This is a genomic window from Bacillota bacterium, assembly GCA_024655925.1.
Classification (GTDB): domain Bacteria; phylum Bacillota; class DTU025; order DTU025; family JANLFS01; genus JANLFS01.
Map to the genome: position 1 here is coordinate 1 of JANLFS010000063.1, position 18018 is coordinate 18018.

Annotated in this window: 16 protein-coding genes; all 16 read right to left on the reverse strand. The window is 60.8% G+C overall.

All coding sequences use genetic code 11. From position 1 onward, the window contains the following. Positions 1–102: PspC domain-containing protein (locus tag NUW23_10400; GenBank protein ID MCR4426579.1), on the reverse strand; the 102-nt coding region annotated here is incomplete at its 3' end. 64 nt (positions 103–166) lie between these two features. After that, positions 167–733, reverse strand: a complete 567-nt coding sequence (locus tag NUW23_10405; protein MCR4426580.1) for a hypothetical protein — start codon at positions 731–733, stop codon at positions 167–169. Positions 734–774: 41 nt separating this feature from the next. Further along, positions 775–1089, reverse strand: a complete 315-nt coding sequence (locus tag NUW23_10410) for a hypothetical protein (protein ID MCR4426581.1) — start codon at positions 1087–1089, stop codon at positions 775–777. Positions 1090–1114: 25 nt separating this feature from the next. Further along, positions 1115–1483 carry a hypothetical protein gene (locus NUW23_10415; GenBank protein ID MCR4426582.1) on the reverse strand — a complete coding sequence of 123 codons (369 nt, stop codon included), beginning with the start codon at positions 1481–1483 and terminating at the stop codon, positions 1115–1117. A gap of 14 nt (positions 1484–1497) precedes the next feature. Further along, a complete protein-coding gene (locus tag NUW23_10420) occupies positions 1498–2604 on the reverse strand; it encodes a DUF4097 family beta strand repeat-containing protein (protein ID MCR4426583.1) in 1107 nt (368 codons plus the stop codon). Between the two features lie 19 nt (positions 2605–2623). Then, positions 2624–3004, reverse strand: coding sequence for a DUF2089 domain-containing protein (locus NUW23_10425; GenBank protein MCR4426584.1), 381 nt, complete (start codon positions 3002–3004; stop codon positions 2624–2626). A gap of 72 nt (positions 3005–3076) precedes the next feature. Beyond that, complete coding sequence (locus tag NUW23_10430; GenBank protein ID MCR4426585.1) at positions 3077–3730, reverse strand: methylated-DNA--[protein]-cysteine S-methyltransferase; 654 nt, start codon at positions 3728–3730, stop codon at positions 3077–3079. Further along, positions 3727–5595 carry an excinuclease ABC subunit UvrC gene (gene uvrC / locus NUW23_10435; GenBank protein MCR4426586.1) on the reverse strand — a complete coding sequence of 623 codons (1869 nt, stop codon included), beginning with the start codon at positions 5593–5595 and terminating at the stop codon, positions 3727–3729. Before uvrC ends, NUW23_10430 begins: the two co-directional genes overlap by 4 nt. Beyond that, a complete protein-coding gene (gene uvrA / locus NUW23_10440; protein MCR4426587.1) occupies positions 5582–8440 on the reverse strand; it encodes an excinuclease ABC subunit UvrA in 2859 nt (952 codons plus the stop codon). Before uvrA ends, uvrC begins: the two co-directional genes overlap by 14 nt. Then, a complete protein-coding gene (uvrB, locus tag NUW23_10445; protein ID MCR4426588.1) occupies positions 8437–10437 on the reverse strand; it encodes an excinuclease ABC subunit UvrB in 2001 nt (666 codons plus the stop codon). Before uvrB ends, uvrA begins: the two co-directional genes overlap by 4 nt. A gap of 229 nt (positions 10438–10666) precedes the next feature. Next, positions 10667–12382 (reverse strand): divergent polysaccharide deacetylase family protein, encoded by a 1716-nt coding sequence (locus NUW23_10450; protein MCR4426589.1) that lies wholly within the window; start codon positions 12380–12382, stop codon positions 10667–10669. Positions 12383–12385: 3 nt separating this feature from the next. After that, a complete protein-coding gene (locus tag NUW23_10455) occupies positions 12386–13708 on the reverse strand; it encodes a PDZ domain-containing protein (GenBank protein MCR4426590.1) in 1323 nt (440 codons plus the stop codon). A gap of 15 nt (positions 13709–13723) precedes the next feature. Beyond that, complete coding sequence (locus NUW23_10460) at positions 13724–15016, reverse strand: S41 family peptidase (GenBank protein MCR4426591.1); 1293 nt, start codon at positions 15014–15016, stop codon at positions 13724–13726. Positions 15017–15100: 84 nt separating this feature from the next. After that, positions 15101–16312 (reverse strand): peptidoglycan DD-metalloendopeptidase family protein, encoded by a 1212-nt coding sequence (locus NUW23_10465; protein ID MCR4426592.1) that lies wholly within the window; start codon positions 16310–16312, stop codon positions 15101–15103. A 19-nt stretch (positions 16313–16331) separates the two neighbouring features. After that, positions 16332–17210, reverse strand: coding sequence for a permease-like cell division protein FtsX (gene ftsX, locus NUW23_10470; protein ID MCR4426593.1), 879 nt, complete (start codon positions 17208–17210; stop codon positions 16332–16334). After that, entirely contained in the window at positions 17200–17886 is a 687-nt protein-coding gene (gene ftsE, locus NUW23_10475; GenBank protein MCR4426594.1) for a cell division ATP-binding protein FtsE, read from the reverse strand. The genes ftsX and ftsE overlap by 11 nt, the downstream gene beginning before the upstream one ends. Positions 17887–18018 lie beyond the last annotated feature (132 nt).

An 18018-nucleotide genomic window follows, 5' to 3' on the forward strand; every position in this document is an offset into this window, starting at 1 on the left:
GGGATCAGTTCCAATGTACCGCGCAAGGCCCCCGCAGACTCCACCCAACATCCGGTCACGAACGGACCGGTACAGCCGCCTTTCCACTAGCAACACCTCCATCTACCTGGCACCTTCTTCTTATTCTAGCACATAAGGTCCAAGTCCTGCACATGGCCGACTTTCTTCATTCCGCGCCCTTCCTGGGCTTCGTGACAACTTCGAGAACGGCGGTCTTAAAGAAACTCGCTGCGTGGCTCGGTCTAACAACCAGGGCTGTGTCCGCCCCTCTGCCCGACCCTCCCAGCGAGATCACCTCTTCCCCGTAAGGGATGAGTCCAGAATCGAGGGCCATCACTGCGCACTCCACCGCGACCTTTGAACCTTGACCGAACATGCGGAGAGTATTGGCCACGATCGCGGCGGGGTAGAGTCCTCCCCACTCCCTTGCGATGGCGCGTTCGATTCCGCCCATCAGGTGAGTTGTGGTCAGGACCTTAATGCCCATGCTGTGGAGACGTTCTCGCACCTCTTGGGGCATCTCTTGTTCACCGGGATTACGGAACCCCGTTACATGAGTCACGCATGAGATCGAAGGTCTACTCGGGTTATCTGGGCCGTAAGCTTGATCTACAGCCTCTGCAAGTGTCAGTGCGGTCGTGCCGGTGTTCGACGCAACCACCAGGTGCTTGATCCCAAGTTCTTTCGCGCGCGCGGCCGCACGGCGTGCCGTTTCCGCAGTTGTGTCTGACATCCGAATCACTCCATTCCCTGAGATGTGCTGGTGGACGTGAGCTACCAGAACTGCACACGGACGCTCATTTCGCGAGGTTCGGAGATATCCACGAGGTCATACTGCCCGGCTCTGGCAAGGGACTTCCAGGCCTCCTCAAGGATCCTGGCTGCGGACGCAATGTCGATCTCGAACCCTCCCCGAGGCACGCTCACGCAGACACGCTCGCGGAGCCTCGGGCTCATCCATAAGGCCATCCTGGCGACCTGCACAGCAGAGGCGACAAAGTCGTCGATAGCCCATAGCGGAAACGGGATCCAAAGCCCGAAACCTCTCCCAGACACCCGAACGACCAGAAGGTAGGCCCGGCGTACCACTGTAAGAGCCCCCCTTCCGACATCATCAGTCTATGTATATCTCGACTTTGGTTCCGTCATCCGACTCAACGTCCACGAGTCTTCCCCCTGCGCCCTGTTCGATGGCGGTCAGGATCTCATCCAGGTCAATCTTCTTCTCCTCCAGGTCCTTCAGGGTGTCCTTGGGTATGAATTTCCACACTACTCTGGCCAAGTTCACAGGCACGTTCACATTCACCCTGGTGCCGTCCTCGTTCTTCACGTTCACCCTGATGAACTTGGACTCCTTCTGCCCGGCCGCGGCCTGCCGTGGCGCGGGGGGCGATTCTATAGCCTCCAGAAGCTTCTGTGCTTCGTCCACGGTGAGCTTGCCGTCGCGAACCATCTCGAGGATAGCCTTTCTGTCCTCCTGCATGGCCACTGCACCTCCTACACTTGTCCGTTCTCGATCAGAATGGAACCACTCAGAGCGCGCGCCTCCACCACCATCCTATGGTGGGCGTTCTCCCAGCCGACAGTGGCCACCCGTATCTTCCGCTCTGGGCCAAAACCTGCTCGCTCAACGGTCACCGACGCGCCCTCCACCGATGATCTGACGGACCCAGAGAGAGTCTCCCCACGCACTTCGAACCCGGTGCGGGCATCTCTGGGCAGGCGCACCCTCACGCTCCCGTTGGTAGTGCGCATCGATACCTGCCCGCCTCCTTCGGAGTACAGGGTCCCTGTGATGCTTCCGTTCGTCGTGACGAACCTGCCCTCACGCAGATCACCCGAAACAGAAAGGCTGCCGTTGACCGATGTTGCCTCGGCCCGGGCGGCCTTCACCCTGTCCAGGACTATGCGGCCGTTTGTGGATGAGGCCTCGATCGCGGTCGCAGACACACCCTCGATAACGACAGACCCGTTGGTAGTCTGAACGGAGACATCGTATGACGGCCCGTTTGGGACGAAGGCATCGACAGCGATGGATTCAAGCATCCGCGGGTCTGCGCAATCGAACCCCATCCCATCTCTCCCCAGAGCCAACCTCAGTTCCTCCGCGACCTTCCGTTCCGCCTGGTCTTGAGTGTCGACGCCGCGCACACCGACTCTTACACAGACTCGGTACCCAGGTTGGTCCCATGAACTGACACGGATGTGCCCATTGGAAGTGGAGAATACCACCCGGAACCTCGAGACTCCGTCGGGCAGGCTGCCTTCGAACACCTTTTCCACCGGAACGCCTCCAAAGAGATCCCCGAGCCCAAGTGAACCTAGTATGGAAGTGAGGGAGATGCCGCGGACTCTGTTGGGCAACTCGTGTCCGGCCTCTACCATCTCGCCCACGACCTTACCTATCCTGTCTGCTATTCCGTCCAGATCCACCCTGAGCGACCTGGCACCCGCTGGCGCCGAGCCCGGACCTCTGCCTTCGCGGCTGGTTCCGTCGGACACGTCATCTCTCTCTTCAAGGGCGTCCAGAAGTTGATCCGCTTCGTCCGCGGTTATCTTCCCCTCGGCGAGCAGACCGAGAATGGCCTTTCTCTCCTCGCTCACCTCAGCGTCGCCTCCCAGTCTACTTGGTCTTGAGTTGCTTGACCGCCTCGTCTGCGGTGATCTCCCCCCTGGCCAGAGCGTCAATAACAGACTTGCGCCTGGACGCCGCATCTGGAGCTTCGGGATCCTCCACATTGTAACCGAGCGCCGCGATCACGGCGTCGAGCCTATTGCGGACTGTGGGGTAAGATATGCCTAGTTCCCGCTCGACATCCTTGATGTTGCCCCTGTTCTTTATGAACACCTCCACGAAGCTCTTCTGCTCGTTTGAAAGCTGGCAAAACCTGCATACATCGAACTTGCCTTCTATCACCGTACCGCAAGTCCTGCAGGCCAGCCTGGTCACGTCCAACTTCTCGCCGCATACTGGGCATTTTCCTAGAGCCTCCCGCCTGCGCATCTGAGTCACCTCCAGTCGCGTCGGGCTCGCTTCAGATTATAAATCGCTACTTTAATAATGTCAATACATAGCTTAAAAATCCTGAAGCGGCCCGTAGCATGTCTGGTACTCCAGCGCAAGCAGGGCGACCTTGAAGGGCAGCCCTCCTCCGAACCCGGTGAGCGTGCCCCCAGCTCCGACCACCCTGTGACATGGCACGAGGGGTCCGAGTCGGTTTGCACCCACGACTGAGCCTGCCGCGCGCGGGGCTCCCGGCCGACCGGCTTGGGAGGCGATCCATCCGTAGGTGCGAACCTGCCCGGGAGGTATGGAACTCATACCCCTGAGGACTGCCTGCGAGAAGCCGCCAAGATCATCGATGTCGTACTTGTAGGAGAACCACAGCTCCTCCGGACCCAGTTCACCCTCGAAGAACCTCGCTATGTCCCGGGAGGCGCGGGCAAGGGTGTCGCGAGGGTCCGTGTCCTCGCCGACAACGGGGGTAGGACGGCGCGGGACACTAGCGGGCGTGGTGCCTGGCATCATCGCGCCCAGGCCTATTTCCGCGAGTGTGATTTGAGGGTCCGGACTAAGGTGGGCGTAGCGCGCCGGGATAGGCAACTTCGAGAGATCACCTGGGCTGATGGGGGGCATATTCACTCGGAACAGCCCGCGCGCAGTGGCCTCGAGCCTCACCTCCCCAAGCAATGTCTGGACTGAGGCGATCAGTGGCGATACGGAAATCACACCGGTGTGCCTCCTGTCTGGTTTTCCTGGCTCCCCCCGGCTTCGGGGTGAAGGTGTCCGTAGACAACCGACGCGGAAGGCCTCGTCATCCCAGGAGTCGAGGCGATGTCGTCCATGGATGCTTCCGCCAGGGCGTCCAGGGATCTGAACTTCCGCATGAGCGCAATCAGGCGTTTCCTTCCTATTCCGGGAAGCCCGGTCAATTCCGAGGTTATGCTGCGCTTCCCTCTGACCGTGCGGTGGTAGGAGACCGCGAACCTGTGGGCCTCATCGCGGAGGTGTTGGATCAGGCGGAGCCCGAGAGACTCCCGTGGCAGCACGATGGGGTCAGGACTGTGGGGCGTGAGTATCTCCTCTTCCTTCTTGGCCAGGGAAACCGCAGGTATGTGGTGGGCCCCGGACGCCCGGAGCGAGTCAACAGCCGCGTTCAACTGCCCCCGGCCTCCGTCCACCACGATCAGGTCCGGCAGCCTGGCGAACTTCGGGTCAGCGCAGTCCCCTGTCCCACGCCTGATCCTTCTGCCAATGATCTCTGCCATCGCCGCGAAATCGTTCTGCCCCTCCGCTCCGCGTATTCGGAACCTCCGATACTCAGATTTCGCCGGCCTGCCGTCCTCGAAAACCACCATGGACCCAACGGCCTCCGTGCCCTGGAGGTTCGAGATGTCATAGCACTCGATACGCTTTGGGGGCGCGGCCAGGCCCACTGCCCTCGAAAGCTCCACGAGCGCCTCTGCACAGACCTGCTCTTCCGAGTCCGACCTTGCACGTGCCCGTACGAGCGCGGCGGCAGCATTCGTGGCGGCAAGTTCCACCAGCTTGCGTTTCTCCCCGCGCTTGGGGACGCGGATCGAAACGCGAGAGCCGGACCGGCTCGAAAGCCATCTCTCGAGCGTGCGGACCCCCTCGATCTCTGTCGAGAGTAGGATCTCAGGTGGGACGAGGGTAGTATCCGAGTAGTACTGCGTGACAAAGGCAGACAGGGCCTCGGAATCGTCTGCTTCCTCCATCCCTGCTGGGATGAAATGGTCACCACCGACAAGTTTTCCATCACGCACCAGGAGAACCTGGACACAAGCGCCCCGCTCGTCACGGGCTATCGCCACGACATCCTGGTCTCCTCTGTTGTCCGAGACGATCTTCTGCTTCTCTATCACCCGTTCCAAGGCCTGGACCTGATCACGCAGGACCGCCGCCTGCTCGAAATCAAGGGCGTCCGCAGCCGCCTCCATGCGTCTCCTGAGGCTCCGGACGAGGTCCCACTGCCTGCCCTCGAGGAAGAGTAAGACCTCGTCAATGAGTTCTCGGTAGCACGCAGGGTCGACCCCACCTGAGCACGGCCCGAGACATCGCTTGATATGGAAGTTGAGGCAAGGCCTGCTCCTCACATCGCTGTCGATCCGCCTTGAGCACTGCCTGATGGGAAAGACCTTCTTGAGCAGCCGGAGTGTGTCGTGAACCGCGTTGACGTCTGCAAACGGGCCGAAGTACCGGGAACCGTCGCGCACTACTTTGCGGGTTACAAAGATGCGCGGGTATGTCTCCCCCAAGGTGACCCGGATGAATGGGTAGGACTTGTCGTCCCGCAACCTGACGTTGTAGCGAGGCCTGTGTTCTTTTATCAGGTTACATTCAAGGATCAGCGCCTCAAGCTCCGAGTCTGTGACGACGTAATCCAGGTCCGCGATCTTCTCTACGAGCCGGGCCACTTTGGGTGAGTGGTCCCGGCTCGAATGGAAGTATGAGCGGACTCGGTTCCTGAGGTTCACTGCCTTGCCCACGTAGATGACTGTGCCTGCGGCGTCCTTCATCAGGTAGACACCAGGCGCCGTCGGGAGGGACGCCAAGGTATCACGCAAGCTCACTCGCGATCACCTCGTGTGGCCTGATCCCCGCAGTCTTCCGGAGGAACTGACCCGTGTATGACTGAGGAGATGCTGCGATCTCTTCGGGGGTGCCGGTGGCGACAACCTGTCCGCCACGGTCTCCTCCTTCCGGGCCCATGTCGATGATGTAATCCGCAGACTTGATGACGTCCATATTATGTTCGATCACGAGAACCGTGTCCCCCGCGTCGACTAGCTTGCCCAGAACCTCCAGGAGTTTCTGAATGTCCGCGAAGTGCAGCCCAGTCGTGGGCTCATCGAGGATGTAGAGAGTCTTGCCGTTGGTGCGACGGGAGAGTTCGGCCGCGAGCTTCACGCGCTGCGCCTCCCCGCCGGACAAGGTCGTCGCGGGCTGTCCCAGTTGCATATAGCCGAGGCCCACCTCGTGGAGAGTCTGCAACTTGCGCCTGATCCCGGGGATGTTCCGGAAGAACTCCAAGGCCTCTTCGATCCTCATGTTGAGCACGTCCGAGATGTTCTTGCCCTTGTACCGGACCTCGAGCGTCTCACGGTTGTAACGCTGCCCGTGACAGACCTCGCACGGGACATAGACGTCCGGCAGGAAATGCATCTCAATCTTAATGATCCCGTCCCCCCGGCACGCCTCGCATCTGCCACCCTTGACGTTGAAGCTGAACCGCCCGGGCTTGTATCCCCTGGCTTTCGCCTCCGGGACTTCGGCAAATACCTCTCGTATCAGATCGAACACGCCGGTGTATGTGGCGGGGTTGGATCTCGGGGTTCTGCCGATCGGAGATTGGTCGATTCCGATGACCTTCTCAAGGTGTTGGATACCAAGGACGGCATCGTGCGCCCCGGGCCTGGTGGCGGCGCGGTTGAGTTCATGCGCGAGCCGCTCGTGGAGGATCTCGTTTATCAGGGTGCTCTTGCCTGAACCAGAGACCCCGGTCACGCAGACGAAAACCCCGAGAGGTATCGTGACGTCGATATTCTTGAGGTTGTGCTCGCGCGCTCCCTTGATCACCAGGCATTTGCCGTTCGGCGCCCGTCGGGCGGGGGGAACCGGGATGGTCCTGGCGCCGGAGAGGAACTGCCCTGTGATGGATTGTGGACACTTCTCGATCTCTTCCACTGTGCCCTGGCCGACCACTAGCCCTCCGTGAGTGCCTGCGCCGGGGCCGATGTCGATGATGTGATCTGCGGACCTCATCATTTCCTCGTCGTGTTCGACTACGATGAGGGTGTTTCCAATGTCCCTCAGGCTCTTGAGCGTCCTGATGAGCCGCTCGTTGTCGCGCTGATGCAGCCCGATGGAGGGCTCGTCGAGTATATAGAGGACTCCCACGAGGCTCGAGCCTATCTGAGTCGCAAGCCTGATTCGCTGCGCTTCTCCCCCCGCCAGAGTCCCTGCAGCGCGATCCAGGGTGAGGTAGTCCAGCCCGACGTTGGTCAGGAACCCGAGCCTCGCGGTGATCTCTTTGAGTATCTGTCTTGCGATCATCTGTTCCCGTTCGGTCAGTGACAGAGACCTGAAGAAATCCAGTGCCACCACGGTGGACATGGCGGTCACTTCCACTATGGACTTGCCGCCGACTGTGACAGCGAGAGCCTCCGGCTTGAGCCTGGCCCCTTCGCATCTGGGGCACGGGCGAGTGCTCATGTACTTCTCCAACTCCTCGCGGATGTGGTCGGAGGTGGTCTCTCTGTACCGGCGCTCCAGGTTCCTCACCACCCCCTCGAACCTGGACTCCCAAACCTGCTCCCGACCTTGAGAGTCGGTATACCGGAACCTGTACCTCTCATCCCCCGTTCCCCGCTTGAGGATCTCGAGTTGATCCGGGGGAAGCGACGAAAGGGGGACTGTGGTGTCGATGCCCCGCACGCGGGCGACCTCGAGGACTCGCCCCATGTAGAAGTCGGAAGTGATGCCGTTGCGGTCGTAGGGGATGATCGCGCCGTCGTCCAGGGACCGATCCATGTCGAATATGAGGTCGGGGTCGAACTCGCTCTTCACACCGAGACCAGAACATACGGGACAGGCGCCGTAGGGACTGTTGAAAGAGAAGAGCCTCGGCTCGAGTTCTCCGTAGCTCATCCCGCAATCCGGGCAGGCCAGTTTCTCGGAGAATACCAGATCCCCGGATCCGGCGACGTCCACCATCACGACGCCCTCCCCGAGCTTGACAGCGGTCTCCAGGGAGTCCGCGAGCCTTCGGGCTATCCCCGGCTTGACCACGAGCCTGTCCACGACAACCTCGATCTTGTGGGTCTTGTACCGTTCGAGGCTGATCTCTTCGGAGACTTCTCTGACTTCGCCGTTCACCCGCACCCGGGCGAATCCGCAGCGCCGTATGTCCTCGAGAACCTTCTTGTGCTCACCCTTCTTGCCCCGGACCACCGGGCCCAGGATCTGGATTCTCGTGCCATCCGGCAGAGACATGATCTTGTCCACGATCTGCTCGACCGTCTGCTGGGTTATCTCCCGCCCGCACGCTGGGCAGTGGGGCCTGCCTATCCTGGCATAGAGGAGTCTCAGGTAGTCGTAGATCTCCGTCACCGTGGCGACAGTAGATCTTGGGTTTCTGCTGGTCGCTTTCTGGTCTATCGAGATGGCCGGAGACAGGCCCTCTATGTAATCCACGTCCGGCTTGCTCATCTGCCCCAGGAACTGCCTGGCGTAAGCAGACAGAGACTCCACATACCGCCGCTGTCCTTCGGCGTAGATGGTGTCGAAAGCAAGAGAGGACTTACCGGAGCCGGAGAGTCCGGTTATGACAACCAGCTTATCCCTGGGGATCTCCACATCCACGTTCTTGAGGTTGTGTTCCCGCGCCCCTCTTATGATAATCCGGTCCTTGCTCAAAGCTCCGCAAACCTCCGTCTCAGTTCCTTTATGCGGTCCCGGATCTCCGCCGCGCGCTCGAACTCCAGAAGGCCCGCGGCTTTCTTCATCTCTTCTTCCAGAGACTTTATGTGGTGGGCAAGCTCCCGCTCGTCCATCTCGTCAATCTGTAGGTCACGGGCGGACGAGGGCGCACCTGCTCTTCCTTGCGCCTCCCGCGTTCCCCGCTCAGACTCGATGATGTCTCGTACTGCTTTCACAACAGACTCCGGCGTGATGCCATGCTCCTCGTTGAACTGCATCTGAATGGAACGCCGGCGCTCAGTCTCGTCGATAGCCTGACGCATTGAGTCGGTGACATGATCGGCGTACATGATCACCCGACCATCAACGTTCCTGGCGGCCCGCCCGATCGTCTGCACGAGCGACGTGGCCGAGCGGAGGTATCCTTCCTTGTCTGCATCCAATATGGCCACCAGGCCAACCTCAGGAAGGTCCAACCCCTCCCTAAGCAGGTTGATCCCTACCAAGACATCGAACTCCCCCATGCGCAGTTCCCGGAGGATCTCGATGCGTTCCAGCGTGTCTATTTCGGAGTGGAGGTACCGGACCCGAATGCCGATCTCCCGCAGGTAGTCGGTGAGGTCCTCTGCCATCTTCTTGGTCAGAGTAGTCACAAGAACCCTGTATCCCTGGTCAACAGTCTGCCTCACCTGTCCGATGAGGTCATCCACCTGCCCCCGGACAGGCTTGACCGTGACAGGCGGGTCCACAAGGCCGGTCGGTCGGATGATCTGTTCCACGATTCGTCCACTGATGCTACGCTCGTACGGTCCAGGAGTGGCCGAAACGAAGATCACCTGGTTGATTCTGCGTTCGAACTCGTCGAACCGAAGCGGCCTGTTGTCGAAAGCTGAGGGGAGGCGGAACCCGTAGTTCACAAGGCTTTCTTTGCGCGACCGATCCCCCATGTACATGCCCCGCAGTTGCGGGACTGTGACATGAGATTCGTCAATGAACATCAGGTAATCATCGGGGAAGTAATCGAGCAGGGTCGCCGGGGCCATCCCGGGCTCTCTTCCCGCGAGGTGCCTGGAGTAGTTCTCCACCCCCGAACAGTACCCGACCTCCGAGAGCATCTCCAGATCATACCTGGTTCGCTGCTCGAGCCTCTGGTGCTCCAGAAGCTTCCCCTGGGCCTTGAGCTCCGCGAGCCGGGCCTCCAACTCAGCCTCGATGGACGCCACCGCCATTTTCATCTTTTCCTGGCTCGTGATGTAGTGTGTCGCCGGATAGATGAATGCAGAGTCCCGGGTTCCCAGGATCTCGCCGGTCAGCACGTCGACGTCGGCTATCCGGTCCACCTGGTCACCGAAGAACTCGATCCTGATGGCGGTCTCCCCACTTGCCGGGATGATCTCAACGACGTCGCCCCGGACGCGGAACGTTCCGCGGACCACCCCGACGTCGTTCCTGGAGTACTGAATTGCCACGAATTTCCGGAGGAGACGATCGCGGTCGGTCTCCTCCCCTCGCCTCACTACGACTGCCTGGCGGAGGTACTCCTCCGGCATTCCGAGCCCGTAGATGCATGACACGCTGGCCACGATTATGACGTCCCTCCGCTCAACCAGAGCGGCTGTCGCCGCGTGGCGCATCCGGTCGATCTCGTCGTTGATCTGTGCATCCTTCTCAATGTAGGTGTCGGTCTGAGGTATGTAAGCCTCAGGCTGGTAGTAGTCGTAGTAGCTTACGAAGTAATGCACAGCGTTCTTGGGGAAGAACTCCCGGAACTCCCCGCACAGCTGGGCGGCAAGAGTCTTGTTGTGCGCGATAACCAAGGTGGGCCTGCCGAGATTCTGGATCACGTTTGCCATGGTGAATGTCTTTCCGGACCCGGTCACGCCCAGCAAGACCTGGGCGCGCAGCCCGGACTCCACTCCCGAAACGAGTTCACGGATGGCTTTGGGCTGGTCCCCTCGAGGTGCGAAATCGGACTTGAGCCGAAAAACTGAGATGTCCAATCACTCCTTGCGGCACGGCATGCACACGGCACCGGCCGCGGCGTGTACATTATAGCACCCGCCCGGCGCCGGGTTAACCCCTTCGGCCGAACATATATTCGGCCTCCGGTGCCGGTTCCCTTCCTCAACCGCCGAAGGTGGGTAAGAAAAGAGCAGGGCGAAGATGCCCCGCTCTTTCGTCGTTCTTCCAGCCTCGCCAGAGCCTGTTCCGGGTGGTGGCCGGCTATGAACCCGGTCCCGCCGGTTCCTCCGAAGTAGTCACGGTCCCCGTGTCCGGCTGGACTTCGGGGACGGGCTCCGGCGGAGGTTGGGTCTCAGGCTCAACCATGGACGTTGGCGTCGCCGCGGCTTCCTGCGAGGGTGTATTGTCCAAACCGGGCTCACCAGGCGGCGCAGGCACAGGCACCGGCGCCGGCGGCGGAGGAGAAGGCGTTTCCCTGGGTTCCGGAAGAAGCTGTGTCTCAGGCTCAACCGCGGGCTTCGGCGCCACTGCGGGTTCCTGAGCGCGTGTAGTGTCGACATCGGGCTCGCTGGGCTGCACAGGCACCGGCGCTGGCGGCGGCAGTGGAGGGGAAGGCGTCTTTCGGGGTTCCGGGAGAGGTTCACGCCCTCGCCCCGCCTCCGGAACGAGGTCCGAGAGGCGGACAAGACGGATACCGGCGGCCTGGAGTTCCGGGATCATGCCTGCGAGTGCACGGATGGTGGCAGGCCGGACATGTCCGATCGCAGCTGCCGATCCACGTGCCAGGGCTATCTTCGCGGCTGACCTCAGAGCGTCCATGACGTACGTCTCTGACGTCTCGGAATCGAGGAACTTCGCATTCACCAGGACAGGTGTGCCAACTTCGGCGGCAACCTGAGAGACCACCGATCCGCTGGTGGTGTAGGAATCGAAGAAGTACAGGCCTCGCCGGCCCACTTCCTCCAGGACAACCCTCATCACCCGTGGGTCAGAAGTAGCGCGCGAGCCCATATGGTTGCTCACTCCGTCCACCGCGGGCAGCAGCGCGAGGTTTGCCTGCAACGTACGGCGTATGGATTCGTCCGACATGTCCACACTGATGGCTGCCGGCCCAGGATTCTTGGACCCGTCGAGAGCCTCCATCGGCTGGTGCAGGATCACTCCATACCCGCGTTCTCTCGCCATTTCGGCCTCTTTCGCGGCGTGCGTGCCCCCAGGAAGGATGGCTACGGTAATCGGTGCGTGGAGCTCCATGAGCTCAGCGGTCCCAGGCACGCCATACCCAAGGTCATCAATGACGATCGCCAGGAGGGCGGGTTTTCCTCCGGCCGGCTTCGGCAAGAGTGGAGCCTCCCTCGGCTGCAAGGCGGGTTTGGCCGCCGGGGATGGTTCAGGTGCTTCGCTTACGTCGGGCTCAGATATATTCGCAATAGCCTTACTAGAATGGAAAATTGGTTCGAGCACTACTCTCGCCGCCTCCAGTGCGGCCGTGCGGCCACCGGGTCTCGGAAGAGAGAACCCCACCCGGAAGACGACTGGGGCGCCGGGTTCAGCGGTCTCCTGTTCACCCGGGCGCGGCAGAACCCAGGGTCTATCCGTGGAAGAAGCCGCCCGCTCTATAGCCCGCCTATACTCATCGAAGACCGCCTGGTCTGGCCACTTGCCTCCTTTGGCTACAGGAACCCGCACAGTGTACGAGGTCACGCTCCACCTCAGATAGGTTCCCTTCTCCTCAGCGGCAGGGGCAAGCTCCAATTCGCGGTGGGCACCTGCAACCGTCCCCGAATCGAGAAGCCCCAGACTTTCAAGCCCTGTTCTGACTGCACCCGCCACCCGATCCGACCGTCTGGTATAGTCGTGGATGATCCGGCCCGACTCGTGCGATATCACTCCCAAGTCCCCTCCCCCGCACCCGGAGAGGATCATGGTGAGAAGGGAGAATCCCACCGCAAGCACAAATCGTAAGCGGATAACCATGAGTCACGACCTCCCGCCCCAGAGCCGGCGACCGAGCCATCTACTGATCATGGCGGCGAGCCCGCCGCTGCCCAGACGAACCATGCGCACCGGGCCTTCACGGGGGACGAACACCAGACCCAACTCGGAATCTTTTCCTCTGATCTTGATCTGCACCGTTCGTGTGCCTCCAAGGGATGCGTCCCCCAGACCGCGCCTTGCCCGACTCTGCACCCGCGAGGTAGACTCCACCTCCAAGAGGGCCGCGTACGGGACAGCACTCAGGCCTTGCAGGAATTCCGGAATGGTCGAGATGGGCTGGCAGTTGACTGATAGAATGATGTCCCCGGCCTTTATGCCCGCGGCTGACGCAGGTGACCCAGGAAGCACGTCGAGAACACGCAGTCCCGAGGGTACAGGATCAAACAGAGGAGTTCCAGTCTGTTCGACCCGGCGCGCCAAGAAGATCACTGCCTCATGCCCGAGCGGAGAGAAGAGAGCAGCCGCCCAACGGACCGCGGGAACCGAGGCCGAAAGGACCGCGAGCCCCAGGAGGACCAGGCTGAACACCGCTGATGCGCAAGCTGTCAGGGTAGCCTTCTGCCTGGGGGTCCTGGTGTAGGTGAAATCCCCGTAACCCGTCGCCGCGGTAACCGCGATGACCGCAAAGATGGCTTCCATTCCCTCGGGCGTGGGTAATGAGGGCTTTACCAGCGGCCACCAGTCGGGCATGTGCAAGACCTCCGGCGGCATCTCTGCAAGGGGAAGAGACACCATCATCCCGACTACCACCGGAATGGGCCAGAACTTCTGCAAAAGGCAGACGCCCCGGGGTCTGCCCCCGGGGCCCGGGATCAGCACCGGCGTGGTGTCTAGGTGGCCCATTGCCAGGATGAGCACTGACTCAACCAGGTGGAGGACTCCGACCAACGACATGATGGCAGGTATGTCCACTCTTGGCCACCCCAACACAAGGGCGGATAACGACACAATACCCCCGGCGTAGGCAAAGCAGATGAGTCGGAGGTTGAAGACAGCGAGAGAGAGGGCCACGATCCAGATGAAACCCAGCCCCATCTCACCTATTGACGCCCCAAGTAGGATGTAGATGAAACTTCCGAGTATCCCGCCGAGGACGCCGGCAACAAGTGACACCATCGTGCGCACAAGCGGGCTACGTTTCTCAGCCCCGAGAGTCTGGGCCTCCAGCGAGGACACGCGCCGGTACTGGAGGTATACCAGGGTCATCACGAGCCAAAAGCCGACCAGGGTGAACCCGATGCTGAACAGTCCGGCCATGGCCCGGAGAATCAACTCGAGGACACCGACAACAGGATATGAGGACACTTACAACACTCCGGTCTAGGCAGCCTTGCGGGACTCGGTCGCCTCTATCTCCCTCGAGAGAATCTCGATTGCACGTCGGAGTTGCAGGTCACGCTCGGGATCCAGACGCAAGAGATCTTCAGCAGTGACTGGCTCCTGGGGCGTTTCGTTCTTGACCTCCGGGAGGTCTTCCGGATCCGGCATCTCCACGATGTGGTCGGGGGTTATCGGAGTCTCAGGAGTTATCGCACGTTCCCCGGCGGTCAGGTATATTTGTGTCGTGACGGCCAGCCCGGACCCGTCACTAAGCGGGTAGAGAGTCTGCACTAGGCCTTTGCCGAAGGTGGGTGTGCCCACCACAGTGGCTACCCGGTTGTCCTGAAGCGCCCCTGCGAGGATTTCGGACGCTGAGGCCGTATACTCGTTTACCAGGACTACCACAGGGAAGTCTACCACGCGCTTTCCCACGGTCTCCAGGGTCTTCTTCTTCTGGTCTCTTCCCTGCACATGCATTACGGGACCCGGCGGGATGAATTTGCTCGCCACCTCCACCGCCTGGGACACGAGGCCTCCACCGTTGTACCTCAAGTCGAGGATCAGCCCTTTCATACCGAGGGTCCGCAGGCGCTGAATCTCGGCTTCCATCTCCTGCCCAGCTTTCTGAGAGAAGGTCCGAAGCTCGATGTACCCAATGCCCGTGGACTTGTCAAGCATGTACCCGCGTGTGCTCGGGGAGTTGATTATGTCCCGTATGATATCAACGGTGAACCTCTGATTCTGTGGCCCGCGCTCGATGACCAACACCACCCTGGTGCCTGGCTCACCGCGCATCATGGACACGGCCCGGTCCAGAGCCATGCCTTCAGTAGAAACCCCATCTATCTCCACTATGTGGTCCCCTGGCATCAGCCCTGCCCGCATCCCTGGGGTATTCTCAATCGGTGTAATTATGGTGATGTTCTTGTTCCTGATCCCGACGAGAATGCCTATGCCTCCGAACACGCCCGCCGAATCATCGCGGAGCGCCTGGAAGTCCTTGGGGCTCATGTACCGGGTGTAGGGATCACCCAGCGACTCCAGCATCCCCGAGACGGTCCCCCGGGCGAAGTAGGCCGATATCAGCTTGGAGACAGATACCGGCTTGTAGAACTCGCTCTTCACCAAGTAGATTGCCTCAAGAGCTGTACGGACGTCTCGGTATTTCGGCTGGGCGTCCCCAGGCGCCGGCGTGCCCCCGAGCGCCACCGGAGCCAGGATTGCCAGGATAACGAAAATGGCCGCGACGGCCGCGAGACGTCTGGGTGATTTCCCGCCGTATGACTCAGGCATTCGCGTGCACCTGCTTTCTGTACTCCATACATCCTATGCAGGCTGACGAAGTAGTCGAACCTGCAGCGCGGGCAGGACGCGATTTCATCGTTTTGGCAGCCAATCCATGGGGTCCTTGGGTGTCCCGCCGTCCCGAACCTCGAAATGGAGGTGAGGGCCTGTGGAGAACCCGGTGCTGCCGACACGGGCGATCAGATCACCCTGGAGCACTGCTTTCCCCGCGGAGACCGCGAGTGAGCTTGCGTGCCCGTAGAGGGTGGAAAGCCCTCCCCCGTGATCGAGTATGACTGTGTTCCCGTACCCGCTTATCCACCCGGAGTATAGCACATATCCATCAGCCGCGGCCACCACCGGCGTGCCGGTCCTCGCGGCTATGTCTATGCCAGAGTGGAAGCGGCGGTCTCCGAATATGGGATGAGTCCGCCACCCAAATGCCGACGTAACCCGACCTTCAGTGGGCCAGGTGAACTTCCCCCTCCATCTGACCAACTGCCCAGCCCGACCCAGCCTGGCCTGCATCTCCCTGATCGAGTGCTCGAGCTCACGGGACTGTCTCTCTTCCTCGGCAAGCTCCCGTTCCCACCTAGCGCGCTCGGCTCGCATGCGCTTGAGGTAGTACTCGCGCTCCGCCATCCTTGACGCCATGGACCTCTCCTCATCCTTGAGGCTGGATCTAAGAAGCGAGATCTCCTTCCGCGCCTCCTCAAGCCGCCTCTGATGCTGGGCCAGTTCCTCGCGGCGGGCCTCTATGGCTTCCTTCTCTTCCCTGACGCGACGGAACATGCTCAGGTCCTGTTCGAGGACCATACCGATCAGTTCATACCTGGTCACGAAATCCAGGAAGTCCCGGGACTCCAGGAGCATCTCCAGGTAAGTCCCGGGCCCTAGCTTGTAGATGTCCACGAGGCGCTGAGAGAGAGCTCCTACCTTGCGCTCATAATCCCGTGTGACTACGTCAAGTTCCCGGCCTGCAACCTCGAATTCGGCACTCAGGCGGGCCAGCTGAGCCTGAGCGGACTTGAGCCTGGAGTCGAGGTTTGTAATCCTCGTCCGCAAGGCCTCCAGTTCCTCTTCGATCTTCTGGACTGCCTGGAGCGCGTTCTGTTCCTCACGTCTGAAGCGAAACAGCTCCTGACGGGTCACCTCGATCTGTTCCTGAAGCTCCGTGAGCGCGTCTTTCTGCCTGGAGAGTTCCTGCGCACTTGGGTTCGCCAGACCCCCACCGGTAAGTAGGAACGGTGCCGCTGAGCACGCCAGAACCACGTAGACAACAACCCTTCGAAATCCCGGCATCATGCGTCGGTACCCCCGGATCTCAGACTCTCAAGTACCGCCGGGTCGATATGGAGCTCCCAATGAGCCCCACCGCGGCCCCGAGGGCGAGGAGCACAATGACCACGTAGCCTATCTTTATCGGATCCCGGACCACGGGCACGAAAGGAGCGGTTACACCGATCCATCGTGCTGCCGCAAAATAACCTGGGTACATCACTGCGCTCGCAAACGCAGCGCCTAGGACGCCGATGGCGAACCCTTCCAGGATGAACGGGAACTGGATGAATGCGTCAGTGGCACCCACGAGCTTCATGATCTCGATCTCCCGCCGTCTTGCGGAGACTGTGAGCCTGATAGTATTGGACACTATCAAGCCGATTCCCACCGTAGCCAGCCCGGCCATCGCTCCTGTTATGCCCCAGATGACCCTGAGGACCGACAGAAGCTTATCAACGTACATCTGCCCATACCTCAGGTCCTCCACGCCTTCGAACCTAGAAATGGCGGCGGCGACCGCCCGCGCGTCAGATGCATGTTCAAGCGAGACATCAAAAGAATCAGGAAGCGGGTTCTCAGGGAGGTCGTCCAGGAGGAATCCGTACTCTGACAGCTGCCGTTTGAGCCGCAGGAGACCCGTCTCCCTGTCGACATATTCGACCCCAGCGACGCCAGGAACCTCCCTGATGGCAGCAATGAGACTGTCCCTGATATCGGGCTGAACATCCGGAGCGAGAAATACCCTTACCTCCACCTGAGACTCGAGTTCCCGCCCAAAACCAGTGACATTGAGTGCTACCAAGATGAACGCTCCCAACACCAGCATACACGCGGTGACTATCACGATCGACGTGACAGTGAGGTTCCGCCTCAGGCCCCGGACGGACTGGACCGCGAGCGATAAGACTGTCCTAAGCCTCATGCCGGTAGGCCCCCCGGACTTCGTCCCTGACTACCCGGCCGAACTCCAGCTCGACGACGCGCTTACGCATGCGGTCGACTATGCCCTCGTTGTGGGTGGCCATCACGACTGTGGTGCCCCTCGCGTTTATCTGGCACAGGAGGTCCATGATACCCGCGGAGGTATCAGGGTCCAGATTGCCTGTGGGTTCGTCGGCTATGAGCACTATCGGATCGTTGACGATGGCGCGAGCTATGGCAACGCGCTGCTGTTCTCCGCCGGATAGTTCGTGGGGCATTGCATGTGCCCTCTGGGTCAGCCCAACCATCTCGAGAGCCGCCGGGACCTTCCGCGAAATCTCCCGGCAGGAGGCCTCGGTGACTTCGAGGGCGAACGCCACGTTCTGGTAAGTGGTCCGCTCCGGGAGGAGCTTGAAGTCCTGGAAGACCACACCGATCTTCCGCCTGAGGAACGGGACATCTCTCCACCGCAGGCGAGTCACGTTCTTGCCCGCTACGAGGACTTGCCCCCTGGTAGGCAAGGTGCCCCGGTATATCAAAGAGAGAAGGGTAGATTTGCCCGCACCGCTGGGGCCGACCACGAACACGAAATCACCCTTGGAGACGGACAGATCCACCCCAGTCAGGGCCTTAACGTTGCCGGGGAAGACTTTCGTCACCCCGTATATGTGGACCACCAGACTACGCAGCGTCGGAAGCCTCCGCCTTCAGGCGTGGGGAGGAGACGCCGCTTCCCCCTTTCTGGGCATACTCATATCCATCGGCTTTTTCAAGCAGCCGCAGGTACTTTGGATGCACGTCGAAGCCGT

Coding starts and splice junctions, on each gene's coding strand:
- ftsX (MCR4426593.1), bottom strand. CDS start 17,210: ATGAGGCTTAGGACAGTCTTATCGCTCGCGGTCCAGTCCGTCCGGGGC.
- NUW23_10415 (MCR4426582.1), bottom strand. CDS start 1,483: ATGCAGGAGGACAGAAAGGCTATCCTCGAGATGGTTCGCGACGGCAAG.
- NUW23_10460 (MCR4426591.1), bottom strand. CDS start 15,016: ATGCCTGAGTCATACGGCGGGAAATCACCCAGACGTCTCGCGGCCGTC.
- NUW23_10405 (MCR4426580.1), bottom strand. CDS start 733: ATGTCAGACACAACTGCGGAAACGGCACGCCGTGCGGCCGCGCGCGCG.
- NUW23_10450 (MCR4426589.1), bottom strand. CDS start 12,382: ATGGTTATCCGCTTACGATTTGTGCTTGCGGTGGGATTCTCCCTTCTC.
- NUW23_10465 (MCR4426592.1), bottom strand. CDS start 16,312: ATGATGCCGGGATTTCGAAGGGTTGTTGTCTACGTGGTTCTGGCGTGC.
- NUW23_10425 (MCR4426584.1), bottom strand. CDS start 3,004: ATGCGCAGGCGGGAGGCTCTAGGAAAATGCCCAGTATGCGGCGAGAAG.